This window comes from Acinetobacter sp. 797_lipA (assembly GCF_058243025.1).
In genome coordinates this window covers 2,292,448-2,306,979 of record NZ_JBZAYQ010000001.1, presented here as the reverse complement: position 1 = coordinate 2,306,979, position 14,532 = coordinate 2,292,448, and the positions used below count along the sequence as shown (strand labels likewise).

General features: G+C 37.7%; 9 protein-coding genes and 1 pseudogene. 8 read left to right on the top strand and 2 right to left on the bottom strand.

Annotation, left to right across the window (positions count from 1 at the left end; all coding sequences use genetic code 11):
- The first annotated feature begins 230 nt into the window (after positions 1-230).
- Positions 231-440 carry an acyl-CoA thioesterase gene (locus AC4CU2_RS11310; RefSeq protein WP_094148948.1) on the top strand — a complete coding sequence of 70 codons (210 nt, stop codon included), beginning with the start codon at positions 231-233 and terminating at the stop codon, positions 438-440.
- A 546-nt stretch (positions 441-986) separates the two neighbouring features.
- Positions 987-1,346 carry a hypothetical protein gene (locus AC4CU2_RS11305; RefSeq protein ID WP_227556819.1) on the top strand — a complete coding sequence of 120 codons (360 nt, stop codon included), beginning with the start codon at positions 987-989 and terminating at the stop codon, positions 1,344-1,346.
- 22 nt (positions 1,347-1,368) lie between these two features.
- Here AC4CU2_RS11305 and AC4CU2_RS11300 read toward each other — a convergent pair.
- Positions 1,369-2,301 (bottom strand): annotated as a pseudogene (locus AC4CU2_RS11300) (IS5 family transposase).
- Positions 2,302-2,380: 79 nt separating this feature from the next.
- Between AC4CU2_RS11300 and AC4CU2_RS11295 the strand changes: the two are divergent.
- The 3 genes from AC4CU2_RS11295 to AC4CU2_RS11285 are packed head-to-tail and all read left to right on the top strand — an operon-like array spanning position 2,381 to position 3,489.
- Positions 2,381-2,809, top strand: coding sequence for a hypothetical protein (locus AC4CU2_RS11295; RefSeq protein ID WP_094148950.1), 429 nt, complete (start codon positions 2,381-2,383; stop codon positions 2,807-2,809).
- A 3-nt stretch (positions 2,810-2,812) separates the two neighbouring features.
- Positions 2,813-3,115: a hypothetical protein gene (locus tag AC4CU2_RS11290; protein ID WP_125274842.1), complete on the top strand. Its 303-nt coding sequence runs from the start codon at positions 2,813-2,815 to the stop codon at positions 3,113-3,115.
- Positions 3,103-3,489 carry a DUF3325 domain-containing protein gene (locus tag AC4CU2_RS11285; RefSeq protein WP_151862434.1) on the top strand — a complete coding sequence of 129 codons (387 nt, stop codon included), beginning with the start codon at positions 3,103-3,105 and terminating at the stop codon, positions 3,487-3,489. Before AC4CU2_RS11290 ends, AC4CU2_RS11285 begins: the two co-directional genes overlap by 13 nt.
- A 76-nt stretch (positions 3,490-3,565) precedes the next feature.
- Here AC4CU2_RS11285 and AC4CU2_RS11280 read toward each other — a convergent pair whose 3' ends face one another.
- Positions 3,566-4,783 (bottom strand): tyrosine-type recombinase/integrase, encoded by a 1,218-nt coding sequence (locus AC4CU2_RS11280; RefSeq protein WP_094148954.1) that lies wholly within the window; start codon positions 4,781-4,783, stop codon positions 3,566-3,568.
- 648 nt (positions 4,784-5,431) lie between these two features.
- Here AC4CU2_RS11280 and AC4CU2_RS11275 point away from each other — a divergent pair.
- The 3 genes from AC4CU2_RS11275 (at position 5,432) to AC4CU2_RS11265 (ending at position 14,399) form a co-directional block, all read left to right on the top strand.
- Entirely contained in the window at positions 5,432-8,764 is a 3,333-nt protein-coding gene (locus AC4CU2_RS11275) for a type VI secretion system Vgr family protein (protein WP_426977104.1), read from the top strand.
- Positions 8,765-9,051: 287 nt separating this feature from the next.
- Positions 9,052-13,962, top strand: coding sequence for an RHS repeat-associated core domain-containing protein (locus AC4CU2_RS11270; RefSeq protein ID WP_426977102.1), 4,911 nt, complete (start codon positions 9,052-9,054; stop codon positions 13,960-13,962).
- A 2-nt stretch (positions 13,963-13,964) separates the two neighbouring features.
- Positions 13,965-14,399 (top strand): hypothetical protein, encoded by a 435-nt coding sequence (locus tag AC4CU2_RS11265; RefSeq protein WP_062034091.1) that lies wholly within the window; start codon positions 13,965-13,967, stop codon positions 14,397-14,399.
- Positions 14,400-14,532 lie beyond the last annotated feature (133 nt).

Genomic DNA, 14,532 nt, shown 5'->3' with positions numbered 1-14,532 from the left:
AAAGTTGTTCGAAATGCTGTCTTACAGGGATTCATATAAATATAGATGCCTAAGACATATACTTTTTAGGTACTTAAAGGAGGAATAAGATGATCAGATTATTAATGTGTATATTTGGCCTTCATGGTGCTAGAGAGATTGATTACACAAATGACCATAAAGAAATTTGTGTATGCCGAGAGTGCTTGAAGAAATTTAAAAGTCCTCATGATTAGGTATAATTTCTTTTTATAAAAAGACTGCCTAAAAAATCTGAGCATATAACCTCAATTTGGACAACCGAGCAGGATATTTTCTTAATTGAAAATAGTGTTATGGCGATTGAGGAGCTTATCAATCATCTGCCTTTTACTGAAGATGAAATTATTAAGCGCAAAGAGGTACTAGGTCTCACTAGAAGACATAGACAGATGCGTAAACTTTTAAGCAATCCATCTTAAGAGAGTTCTAAGCCTCTATTTTTTTAAATGGATCAGACATAAAAGACCCTGTTCGATATCTATTATTCGCGGAGGTTTTTTCTCTCTTATGAAATGTTGTTATAAAACTTTATACACTTAATCAACGTCACAGTTACTTTTATAAAACCTCTTACATGTCTATCCCTAGAATTTGTGATAATTGTTTGCATTTAGAGTCAAATGCATTCTTAATGACTAGAGCATTAAATAGAACAATAGAAGGAGATGGATATGACCTCGCAAGAAGTACTCGTATTTTCAGCCTCAGCATTTGGTCTCACATTACTCATTTATGAGTTTGGACAGATGTCCATGATGTTTAGTTAAACCACCTTCGGGTGGTTTTTTATTGCAAGATATAACTACATCACAATATGGATAGAATATGTAAACTGGTTAAATTTTAGTGTAATTGTGAATTTACAATATTTACTGGAAGTTTCATTTACGTAACAAACGAGTAATTAATTATTGATTATGTATTCACATAATAGTTTAGGTATGATTTATATAAAGGAAATTATCATGCCACAATATCTAGCTTTGGCTGAAAAAGTCATAAAAGACATTAAGGATGAGGTTGGTATTGAAAGGGATCAAAAAGGCCTTTTCACATTGATAATCCTCAAAGTTAGAGAGTATACCCACTCAAGTAATTTAAAAGTTGATCATGAAATTTGTGCGACCATTTTTGATGATGAGAATAAAATTGAGGGTATTAAAAGGTTGGATTTAACCCTAATTCCTCGAATCTCAAATGAAGATGAGTTTCTGTTATGGTTAGCAGGTTTCATACAACATATTACTATTGATGAGAGTAAGAAAGACCAGATTCCACTATCTATAGTTATGAAGGGCTTTGTTGCACAAAGATTTAAAAAATAAAATACCCCTAAGTGACTCAAATTTAAGGCACAACTCGGGTGTGTGGTCTGCCTAATTCTGTAAATTTATTTAATATGGCTACGCGTGCATGGATCTCATTCACTTGGCTGTCAAAATTCCTAGCACTGAGTTTATCGCCTAATAACTTGATGCAATGCATCTTAGTTTCAACCAAACTTCGCCGATGATAGCCTGACCATTTTTTCCATAGTGTCCTGCCTAAACGTTTAACTGTTCGAAGTAATTTATTTCGCGCTAGCGAGCTGATCTTTGTATCTTTCCATGGTTTCGCATTTTTTCTAGGTGGAATCACCGCATGCGCTTGCCGATCTGCAATGACCTGACGGCATTGCTTGGTGTCATAAGCTCCATCGGTATAAACAGAGTCAATCTGTTCATCTTGTGGAATCTGATCAAGCAAATCACCAAGTACCTGTGAATCACTGACATTATTGGTTGTGAGCTGAATAGCGCGTATTTACAGGGTTTTAGCATCTATAGCAATATGCAGTTTACGCCATTGCCGACGGTATTCAGGCTGATGTTTCTTACGCTTCCATTCGCCTTCACCTAAAAATTTTAAACCCGTAGTGTCGACGAGTAGGTGTAACCCATCACGACTTTTCTGATAGCTTATCGCAATATCAATATGCTTTTGTCGTCTACAGAGGGTGGAGTAATCTGGTGCTGTCCAATTCAAGCCACTGAGTTTAATCAGGCTTTGAGCAAAGCCAGTGACCATACGCAAAGAAAGACGGAATAGAGATTTGATCATTAAACAGCATTGAATCGCTGTATCGGAATAAGTTTGATTTCGTCCGTGCTTGCCTTGTGGTTGTGCATACCATTGGGTATTCGGATCAAACCAGATTGAAATATTCCCTCGCTTGATTAAAGCTTAGTTATACGAGGACCAATTTGTTGTACGGTAGATTTTAGATGTAGGCTTCTTCATCTGGAAATTATATTGCTGAAGAAGCCTTCAAGAATAGCTTTGTGCAACAAAGCCAGTTAAAGCTACCAAAGCAGGCAAAGTGAGCTTTGGTCATCAACTGGTAGAAAAACTCAATATTGCCACAATTGCAGGTTTGCCTTTTGCTATTGCAATGTATTTTTGGGCAAATCGTTTGATTCCCGTACCATTTGATGGACGTGCGGATTGGGAAGTCCATAGCCTGTTTATTGCATGGTTACTCACTCTTATTTATGCAATTTTCCGACCATTGATGAAAGCATGGCGGGAGATTTTAGCTTTTGCAGCCTTAGCTTGGTTACTACTTCCTATTTTAAATTTTTTCACAACAGATCGGCATTTAGGTGTCGCCATTCCATATGGCGCTTGGGTGTTAGTTAATATTGAAATCGGATTGATGCTTATTGGTCTATTATTATTATGGGCAACATTGGAAGTACAGAAAAAAATAAACACCCCTATACCAATAAAAAATCGGCTAAACGGATAGTCAATGATGAAATTTTTTAATTTCTCTGACATTGTAAAATATCGTTGGATGGTGTTTGGTCGTTGTTTTCTAGCAGCTGTGGGTGGATTTTTGATTGCTAGCATTTCGGTATCTTTAATTGCATTGAGTTCTGAGCAAAAAGCACTTGCAACCTACACAGGTTTAATCATCAGTTTTATCATGTGGTTATTAATCATTATTTATGTATTTAGTGTCAAAAGTTCGATTAAAGCATGGTGGGCTATCCTAATAATTTTAATGGTTATGGCTACGGTGAATTGGGGCTTAAAACAATGGATAGTTTAATGTTTGGTTTGTCGGTAATTACTGTTTTTGCGACCAATTTTATCGGTATGGCAAACCTTAATTTTGCGATGGATAAAGCTCACATACAATTAATCAAATGCAAGCCTTTCTGGCTACCTGTCACTTTCCTAAAGCCAGTGTATTTAAGAGTTATGGGATGGATTTTTCTAGCTGTAGTCTTGAAGCTAAGTATTCAAATATGGGGCTTTTCGATTGGATTGGCAGCATATTTTGGTGTATTGACGTTTGGGGTGGGAGTACTGGTTTTTTTACTCAGTTATCAACTAGCATGGGTTATCAGGCTAGTAGGTTTGGCTACAATACTATGCATATTTTATGTAGGAATAATAATTTATTATAAATCAAAATTGTAGCTGGTAATTGGAATGATGTGGTGTGCGTTTAAGAACACCACTCTTTCATATGTATACTTTATTTTAAAGTAGTTTATTAATATTCCCATTTATCAATCATATCAGCCCATGTTTGTAACATAGCCTTCCTGTCTTTCAGCCACTTGGCATGATCATAAGAGGCACGTGTTTTGTTGCCTTTGGCATGGGCAAGTTGTATTTCTACCCAATCAGTATTGAAATTTGCTTCATGTAATTCTGTCGATGCTGTAGCACGGAAGTCGTGCATAGAAATATGACCAATACCCAAATTATCTAAAGCAGAATTAAGGGTGTTCTTTCCGATCATGGAGATTCCATCATCGCCGGGAAAAATGTATTCACTGTTTGGGTAAAGAATAAATTGTTCCTTTAGAATTTCAATCAATTGACTTGATAAAGGAATTATATGAATACGATTCTTTTTCATATTTCTTTTGCCAGCTAAGACTTCTTCATTAGTTGCTCTAGGAATAATCCAAGTTTTATCTTCAAAATTAATAAATGTTTTTTTAGCTCTTCGTACTTCAATTGTGCGGAGCATGCTGTAAAGCAAAGTTAAGATAGAGTTTTTAGTGCTGGTACATCCTCCGTAACTTTTTATGGTTGGAAGAATGATTTTTTTATCTTCATCACTGAGTGGTTGGGCATGTTGAACATCAGGTCTATGGATATAACGTCTTAATGCATATGTGGGGTCGGTAGTTATTCGTTGGGTAATAATTCCATACTGCAGTACTTCAGCACAAATCTGTCGTACAAATGTTGCTTTCACTTCTCCAGTACCACGTCTACTTTTGCGTATGCGTGTAATAGTGTTGTCTATAATGGTTCTAATATCACTAGAATTGACATCCTTGATAGGGGTTTTTCCTATAACCGGATAAATGTCTTTAGAAAAATATCGAGTTCTATTCATAAACCAGTCTTTAGATTTTCCTGTTTTGTACTTCTCTAGATATTCTTCTGCGACATTTTTAAAGCTATCTGCATTTGATTGAATAGCAGCTGTACGCTCTTCTTTCTGAAATTGAATAGGATCAGTACCTTTAGCTAGCTTTTCTCGATACTCCATTGTTTTACTACGTGCATAAGCGAGACTAATTTCTGGGTATTGCCCGATGGTTAGCATTTTGGCAATATTTAAATAACGGTATCTATACCGCCAAAATTTGGCACCTGTGGGACGTATCTCAATGCATAAACCGGAATGATCTGCAACTCTATAAAGTTTTTCTTTAGGCTTTAATTGTTTGATTTTAAGATCGTTTAGCATGGTGTGTGAGTAACAAGTTTGTTAATTAGATTTACTCACGATCTTACTCACATTTTTTTGAAATGTCATTGCATGCTAGGTTATACAAGGTGAAAATAAAAAACCATGTAAAACAATATGTTGCTTTTGATTTCTGGAAAGGTGATATATAGTAATAAAGCAGTGAGGAATGATGTAATCTGCACCATATTATTTTAGATGTAAAAAGGCCGCTTAAATGCGGCCTTTTTATTATTTGTAAATGTTGGATTGGTTTGGTGCATAATGCTTAAAGTGGTTTAGTTAGGCTGTTAAATTAAAATAATTGATATTTTTAGCCATTTTTAATCTGAATAAATTTAAATATTATCATACTTTGATCGTAATATTATGGTTCTATTTATTGATTATTTATATTTAACATTTTATTTATAAGTTGTTGAAGTTAAATTTGTATTAAATTTTTTATTACTGTGTTTGGTGTTTTTTGGGATTAATTTACGGCTATTTAAGCCATTTTAATATTATCTCATTTTGCTATTTTAGGTGTAATTAAAGAGAGTAACAATAAAAAACATAAATTATCATTCAAATATGGAAGTAACTAGATTAGAATTCCGGCCAATTTGTATAAATGACCACATTCTAAAATTAAATAATAAATCGCTTATGTCTAACAATATTTATGCTGCATTAGAGCAACTTGGATTGACAGCACAGAAACGTGCGATCCATGTGCAACTCTCAAATACATCTCTAAATAATCAAGTTTTCCTACAACGTATTGATGGGATGCATAGCCTCAATGAGGGTGCTCATCTACAATTGATTTGTCTTTCAACCAACGCCCAAATTCCATTAAAACAATTTATTGGGTGCCAAACTGCTGTTGATATTGTCACAGACAAATCTGAGTTAACTCGTGTTTCAGGTATTGTGACCCAAGCAGATATAGGTGCGAGTGATGGTTCTCTTACAATCTATCGTTTGACTGTCAAAGATTCTACAGCCTTATGGAACCATCGTCGTAATAGTCGCGTGTTTATGAATAAGTCGGCTGTGGACGTGATCCAAATCGTGTTTCAAGAATGGGTGCAACGTAGTGCGCTCTTCGCTTTAAGTTTGACTTTGGATAAAAGCGGCTTAACCAAAGATTATGATGTTCGTCCATTTATTATGCAGGCCTCGGAAAGCGATTTTGACTTTCTGATTCGGTTGATGAGAAGTGAAGGTATTAACTGGCTGATCGATGAAGCACAGCTTAAAGTGCTTAGTTCTAGTGAACAGATACAGCCGCAAAGGTTAAGATTAATTGATGATAATTCGCAATTTAACGTCCTAGACCGTCGCAGTATCCGCTTTCATCGCAGTAGTGCCGTAGAAAAAAGCGACTCTATTACTCATTTCGTAGGTCAGCGTTCAATCCAGCCGACTTCTGTACATGTACAACGTTGGCAAGCCGATGTGTTGGCAACTGAAGAAGGTGCGGGAAGTGTTCAAAGCAAGCATAACCATAGTGAAAATTATGACAATGCCAGTTTAGGTTTGGAGCAGGCATGGCACTTTAGCCCTGCATGGATACAGGACTTAAATGGTGAAGATGGTGCGACCAAATCAGACAATAGTCAGATTGAAAAGTTTAATCAAACCTTAAGTCACTACTACAATGTACAAGCTAAACAATTTTGTGCAACCTCTACAGTACGTGATGCACATGTGGGTTATTGGTTTGAGTTCAATGAACACCCCGAAATAGACCAACACGCAGATGCAGACAAACAGTTTCTAATCACTGCTAAGGCTTTTCACAACCAAAATAACTTACCTAAAGACCTGAATGATCAAGTGGAAGCTTTGCTTCAACAGAGCAGTTGGCAAACAAATAACATTACAATCAATAATACAGATGAACGCCAAGCCAACACACTCACGCTTCAACGACGTAACATTGTTACTGTTCCAGAATACAACCCGCTACAACATAGACCGATAGCATCACCACAACGTGCCAAAGTTGTTGGCCCAAGTGGAGAAGAAATCTATGTTGATGAATGGGGACGCATCAAAGTTCGATTCCTATTTACTCGTAACGAAGATAATACTCATGATGGCGGTGCTGGTTCCAATGACAACGATACGGATTCAGCTTGGATAGATGTACTGACCCCATGGGCAGGTGAGGGCTATGGGGCAAGATTCCTACCACGCATTGGTGAGATCGTGGTGATTGATTTCTTTGATGGTAATATCGACCGTCCATTTGTGGTTGGGCGCATCCATGAAGCACAACGCTATCCAACCAAGTTCGACAACAAAGGTAAACTACCTGATACTAAAAAGTTGGCGGGGATAAAAAGTAAAGAATATCAGGGTAGTGGATATAATCAACTTAGGTTTGACGATACGACAGGGCAAATCAGCAGTCAGTTACAGAGTAGTCATGGCGCTAGCCAACTTAACTTGGGCAAACTGAGTCACCCAAAAGACAAAGCTGAAAGTGATGATCGTGGTGAAGGCTTTGAGCTTCGTACTGACCAATGGGGAGCAGTACGCGCAGGACAAGGCTTACTACTTTCGACCTTCAAACAAGATCAAGCCAAAGGTGAGCATTTAGATAGTGAGATTGCCAAAAAGCAACTTGAAGGCAGCCAGACCAATAGTAAAGCGTTAAGTGATATTGCCAAGAATCAAAAGACCGATGAAATTGAATCGATTGAGCAACTCAAAGCTTTTGCCGAAGAAATTGAAAAAGATGTTGCCAAGTATAAAAAAGCCATCATGTTACTCAGTTCTGTTGATGGGATTGCCTTAAGCACCCCTGAAGATATCCATCTTTCAGCCACAGGTATTATCAACCATACTGCGGGCGATAGTATTAACCTCAGTACCCAAAAAAATCTTTTGGGACAAGCTTTAGGCAAAGTGAGTTTATTTGCTGCGCAAGGTGGAATTAAAGCTATTGCAGCGCAGAGTAAAGTTGAGATTCAAGCACAGTCAGATGCTTTAGATGTATTTGCTAAACTCGGTATTACCATCTCGTCTACAGAAGATCGGATAGAAATCAGTAGTCCGAAAGAAGTTTTGATTACGGGTGGCTCATCGCAGATTGCCTTGAATGGCTCAGGAATTTTTCCAAAAACGGGTGGGAAATTTGAGGTTAATGCTGGACAACATATGTTTAAGCCGAGTTCCAGCGTCAGTAAATCAGCGCAATTGCCTGCATCGAATCCACTTAAAGGTGCACTCGACTTACTAAAAAGTTACGGTGGACAAGACTTCTTTAAGCAGACTGGCTTTAAAGTAATTGATTCATTTGGGAAACAAGTTTCAGGAAAATTAGATAGTAATGGCTTTGCACAAGTGACGGGTATTGCTCCAGGGCCAGCCAAAGTCGAATTTGAAACTGATCCGCGGAGTGCATGGGATAAAGCAAGTCATTTTAATCGTGATTATACTTGGTCAGAAGAAGTGGTCGGTGGTGCCACAAGTTTTGCGCAAAATGCATTAAACTCAGTGGGACAAAATATAATGTCCCAACTCAAAAATAATTTATTCTCTTTGAATGCTGACTCATTGAAAGATATGGGAAAAAATGCTTTAAAAGATTTAGGTACGCAAAGCTTAGGATCGTTTAAAGACCAATTTACTCAAAGTGCATTAGGTTCAGTCTCTTCAGCATTGAATTTAAATTTATCTCCGTCACAGATGATGAACATGGGGCAGATGATTGCCAATCCAAGTCAGTCTTTACAAAGTATCCAAGACCAAGCATCAGCATTGTTTACTCAACAGACCAGTGGTTTAGTTTCTAATTTAACTACTGGAACAGGGTTTGGATCATCACTGGGGCAAGGCTTTGTTGCAGAGTCATTGGGTTCTGCTCACAATGGGTTGGATGAGTCAGTCAAAGTGGTTGATGAGGTTATTAAAAAAGATGAATGTTCTTCACGATTCCTAACCTATAGCATTACCAGCCGAAAAGGTGGGGCATCTGTATCGTAATCATCAACGACTCCACAAAGTATGCTTCATCATATGAATCAAACTTCCTCGGCTTTGGCACAGCATATTCCACGGCCTGCAAAAAACGCGGTCTATTTATAACATGGATAAAAATGTCCTACAGATGGATTTGGATGAATCCTGTTATATCGCTACACAAGAACCTGTACGGAAATGATAGTTGAAGAATCTGATGTATATAACGTGTGAAACAAATAATTTAACATTTTTAAAATTTTCATTGATTGAAATTAGATTAAAAATTAGAACGTATTAAGGTTAAGTTTATGGCATTTATAGACAGTAAAAATCAGACCACAGGGTCAAATACCCAGCAACAATCAGCTGCTAAAGAGACTAAGCCAGCAGTTGAGTTGGCCGTATTTAACTTATCCAGCGTGACACATACCGAAGACCATAAGTTTATCGCGCACCAAATTCAAAATTATTTACACGCTTGCGGAAATACCAGCTTAGAACAGATAAAAGCGAGCGCCAATGTAGCGACAGTTGCTAATATCTTTGCTTTATCAGGCAGTGTTTTAGACCTTGTTTTATTTGCCACAGAACCCAAACAAGCTGAAGCGGGCGTACAACAAGCAGCTCTACTGAGCATGAATTTAATCGGTTTATTTTTACAACCGAATACAGAAGCACATGTGCGTATGGCTTTACGTCCAATGCTGGGTTTAATGGCAGAATGTTTATATCCAACCAATGGCAAAATCAAAGAAGCTGATTTACGTCGTATGCAGCTACACTTAAATGCGCAGATGGCAGGTGATTTAGAAAAATTCCTACAAGAAACACAAGGTAAATTATCAGGTTTATTGTCTAGTGCAACGACACTGGGGACTTCAATTCTCCAAGCTTTTAGTAGCAGTGCTGTAGTTGGATTGCCCAGCGTTACTTCAGCAGGGGCAACAGCTGAAAAACGTGACCCAAGCAAACAGTTTAGCAACTGGGCACAGCCATTGATTGATTTGTTGGGTGCGCCTGCACAAGCAGATATGACAGCAAAGTTGAGTCCAGACTTAAAAACACGATTAGACTTAGAATCTACTAAAGCAATATCTGTGCTTGCTACGGCGATTCAACAACAAAGTAATGCAGGAACTCAATATAGCCTTGCTTGGTTGATTCAAGAAACACTGAAAGCAATACAAACACAAGATAAAAAAGCCACAGCCAGTGTGCCGTTAAACCAAACGGGTGAATATGAGCAGCATATCAATGGTGATATTTTAGAATTTGTGACCTTACAGCCTGATGCATTAAATGCTCCCCCATGTGATGGAGCCGACTCGCAAACAGGGCGTAGTATTAGTTATGCTATTGGGGCAGAGAGAATTAATCACTTAGATTTCTATTTGGCAAAGGTAGATTTTGCATTTCACCGCCAATACAATTCGCAAATGGACGAGTTTGATCACAGCATGATCGGGGCACGTTGGATGATGCCTTTTTCCAATGTAATGATCCAAAATGCACAAGGTTACTTATTTATTGATGGTAAAGGGCGTAAACATCAATTGCCATCCTCCATTCGCTATGAGGCTTATAGTGTTCCTTTTGAAGGTTTTACGGTTACGCCTCATGAAGATAATGATTTATTACTGAATTTTGGTTCAGCATGGAATTTCCATTTCCATAGTTTTAATGGCGGAAAGCATTATCATGTTGTTCAACAGTTTAATGATAAAACTGATGAAAAGGTTGTTCTAACTTATTTATTATTTGAACAGTTTGCTTATTTACAAGCTATTGATTTCCAATTGAAGCGTGCTAAACACGTACTCAAGTTTGCTTTTAATGAACAAGCCAAAGTGATTGCGGCTTTTGTCGATGATCAGGCGGAAGCTTTGGCACGTTATGAATATGATACACAGGGCAATCTGATCAAAGCCATTGATCAAAATGGACATACACGAAGTTATGAATATAACCAGACTCACCAGTTAACCCGCTATACAGACCGCACAGGACGTGGGCAAAATATCCGTTATGAATCGACTGCAGCTAAAGCCAAAGCTGTTGCAGAATGGGCAGATGATGGCAGTTTTAAAACTCGATTAGAATGGCATCCACGTTTACGCCAAGTAGCGGTATACGATGTTTATGATACTCCAACCTATTACTATTTTGATTTAGATGGTTTTACCTACCGCATCCGTTTAGCTGACGGGCGAGAGACATGGTTGTCTCGTAATGGACAAAAGCGTATTACCCGTCAGATTGATTTCGCAGGTTTTGAAACAGAGCAAATCTACAACAATCAGGGTCAAGTCATTAAAATTGTCCAGCCGAATGGTGGAATTATCCTTTTTGCTTATGATGAAAAGGGTAACTTAATCGAAATCAAAGACCCAGAAGGCAATATTTGGAAACAAGAATATGATGCTCATGGCAATGTCAGCAAAGAAATCAACCCTTTAGGGCATGTAACCGAATATAAATACAACAATGATCATCAAATCGTAGAAGTGACCGATGCCAAAGGAAGTTCCAAGAAAATCCAATATAACGATTTGGGGCAGGTGGTTTCCTATACAGATTGTTCAGGAAAAAATAGCGCATGGCAATATGATGATGAAGGCACACTGATTGCCCAAGAATCTGCCGATAGTCAAAAAGTTCAATATATTTATAGCACGCAAGGTAAAGACAAAGGACAGTTACAAGCGATCATTTATCCTGATGGTTTAACTGAACAATTTGAACATGATGAAGAAGGACGCTTACTTAAACATATTGATAGCAAAGGACAAGCTACCCAATACAAATACAATCAAATGGGTTTACTTGAGCAACGCATAGATGCCAATCATCATCAAATTACTTACCAATGGGACAAACTTGGACGTATTGAAAAGCTGATTAATCAAAATCATGCTGAATATGTATTTGACTATAATCGTTATGGACAACTGATCCGAGAACAAGCGTTTGATGGTGAAGAAAAATACTATAGCTATACTGATAATGGGCAATTATTCCAAATCCGTCAGCCCAATATTCTGACCCAATTTGGCTATCATGCAGACGGTTCGGTTGCGACAAAAACCTATACCCATATCCACACACGACATAGTCAAACAGAAGCATTTGAATACAACTTGAATCACCAACTGAGCCAAGTTAAAAATGCGGAAAGTCAGATAGATTTCTATCGAAACCCGATTGGATTGATTGTTAGAGAACATCAACATTATAAAATACCTAAGCGAACAGCACTGACCGCAGTGTTACGTTATGACTATGATGAGTTGGGAAATCTGATCAAAACCATCCGACCAGATGGGCAAGTTCAAGCCAATTTAAGCTATGGTTCAGGGCATATTTATGGCATTGCTTTTAACCAACAAGACATGGTGGCATTTCAACGAGATGATTTACACCGTGAAACGACACGTCGGCTTGCCAATGGATTAATACAAAGCAAGCGCTATAACGATGTTGGCTTACTCAGCTCACAAATGATTGTGGTTGAAGACTCAACAACAGACCTATCTCAACTACAAACGCCAAAATACCAAGCAGAACGACATTATCACTACGATAAAAACTATTTATTAACGCAAATTGAAGATAGTCGTTTAGGAAAATTGAATTATCAATACGATCCGATAGGACGTCTTATCAAAACCCAAAGTGCACATCAAACTGAAAGCTTTAGTTTTGACCCTGCAGGTAACTTGATAGACCCGATTGCAACCCAAGAATCACAAGTCAAAAATAACCTGATTAAACACTTTCAAGGCAAATACTATAAATATGATGCACAGGGCAACGTGGTAGAAACCACGCAAGCAGGTAAAACCCTAAAGCTGACTTGGGATAATTTAAACCGACTGATTCAAAGCGATCACAATGGTCAAATTACCGAGTATGGCTATGATGTATTTGGAAGACGTTTATATAAAAATGATCAGCAAAATACCAGCCTGACGTTGTTTGGTTGGGATGGTGATTTAATGATTTGGGAATCGCAACACAACCAAGGAAATCCAAGCCATTCAAAAAATCAGAATCATTCAAGTCCACAAGACTACACCAAGCACTATGTGTATGAACCGAATAGCTTTGTACCATTACTACAAACAGGTTATGCAGGTTTTATACAACTGATAAAAACGCCTGATTATCAACAAGATCAACATGTTCCCTATTCAATTTATAAAGATCCTGTCTGGAACACGGACAGCAGAAAGAAAAAAGCAGCATTAGAGCGAGTCACGTTTTATCACTGCGACCAAGTGGGCACACCGCAGACACTCAGTAATGAACGTGGCGAATGTGTATGGGAAATGACACAGGATACATGGGGAACGGCTTTAGCGATCAAGGCTTCAGACAACTTACTTGAACAAACCAACTTGAGATTCCAAGGTCAGTATTACGATAGTGAAACAGGCTTACATTATAACCGTTATCGATATTATGAACCGTTTAGTGCAAGGTATCTAAGCAAGGATCCGATTGATCTCTATGCAAGTCTTAACCATCATGCTTATGTGATTAATCCAACTTTATGGGTTGATGAGCTTGGTTTATCTCCGACCTATGGTGGACAGCTTATAGGATTAAGTCCGCAAGCTTCAGCTAATTTAGAGTATCAAGCATATAGAAATTATGATTGTTGGATGAAGACTGGGAATGTCTGTAGATTAGAGGCAGCACCTTTATTTGATTATGTTTATTGTTCAGGTGGTGTTGGGCCACTCGCTTATGCAGAAATTACTAATTTACATAATGGTAAAGTTTTTCAAGTTGGTGCTGCGTCACGACCAGATGTAAAAGGAGCTAAGGCAATTGGAAGAAATGCAATTGCGGTAATAGATGGTAGTAAGAAAATAGGCGCTGCTGATCTTTCTAAATTAAAAGGTAAGTTTTCTGCGAGTTGTATGGCTGGTTATATTTTTAATAAGCCAGAAGGTAGGGGGGATGATCAAAGTACAGATAGTTTCCTTACAGGGTTAGCAGGTAGTGCAAGTGGCGGAATGTGGGGTATACGCGCTGGCGTAGTACTACCTATTGATACAAGTTCAACATCTGCTAGTGAAAAAATTAAAGCTTATTTTTCATCTAAAACAATGAAAGGTTTGGAGGTGGGTGTTGGAACACCTGGTGCAGATTTCAATTTTGGATATGGTGTTGATGCTCAAGGTCGCTCTCTTACAGAAAAAATTAGGGATTAAATATGAAAATCAGAAGTTTAAGTTTTTGTATATGCATTATTATCACTTTAATGGGATGTAGTAATAATAAAATTCATGATGAACCATCAGATAAATACCCGTTTGATGAAAAAATGAAAACTGTTTTAGGTGAAAATTTAGAAGTTGTTAACTCATTAAATAGAGCAGAAGTTCAATTAGCGTATGTCGAGTTACCAGCAAACTCTATAAAGACTAAGAAAATAATAAAGTTGTTGGGAGATGATGGGTGGATACTGAAAGGAAGTGGAGTGAGTGTCGATACATATTGTCTGGATACAAAAAATAGCATAAATATAGCTAGCCCAATATCATTTAATGCGACTGATTTTAAAGGAAATAAGGTTAGAGTTACAAAAACGGATGTAGATATAATTTCTTATAGCTATAACAAGTGGGGGGATGAACTTTGTGAGTAATTGAGTTCATTCTAAATTTTTTGCATGCTTTTTTGAGTGAAATAAATAATGCTTCCGCTTTAAGCCGTAGAAGCATTGATTTTATGTTGCCTATTTCTATATCTCAAGGCAAAACTTAGTCCAAGTAATCATT

Coding starts and splice junctions, on each gene's coding strand:
- AC4CU2_RS11270 (WP_426977102.1), top strand. CDS start 9,052: ATGGCATTTATAGACAGTAAAAATCAGACCACAGGGTCAAATACCCAG.
- AC4CU2_RS11285 (WP_151862434.1), top strand. CDS start 3,103: ATGGATAGTTTAATGTTTGGTTTGTCGGTAATTACTGTTTTTGCGACC.
- AC4CU2_RS11305 (WP_227556819.1), top strand. CDS start 987: ATGCCACAATATCTAGCTTTGGCTGAAAAAGTCATAAAAGACATTAAG.
- AC4CU2_RS11280 (WP_094148954.1), bottom strand. CDS start 4,783: ATGCTAAACGATCTTAAAATCAAACAATTAAAGCCTAAAGAAAAACTT.
- AC4CU2_RS11265 (WP_062034091.1), top strand. CDS start 13,965: ATGAAAATCAGAAGTTTAAGTTTTTGTATATGCATTATTATCACTTTA.
- AC4CU2_RS11275 (WP_426977104.1), top strand. CDS start 5,432: ATGTCTAACAATATTTATGCTGCATTAGAGCAACTTGGATTGACAGCA.
- AC4CU2_RS11290 (WP_125274842.1), top strand. CDS start 2,813: ATGATGAAATTTTTTAATTTCTCTGACATTGTAAAATATCGTTGGATG.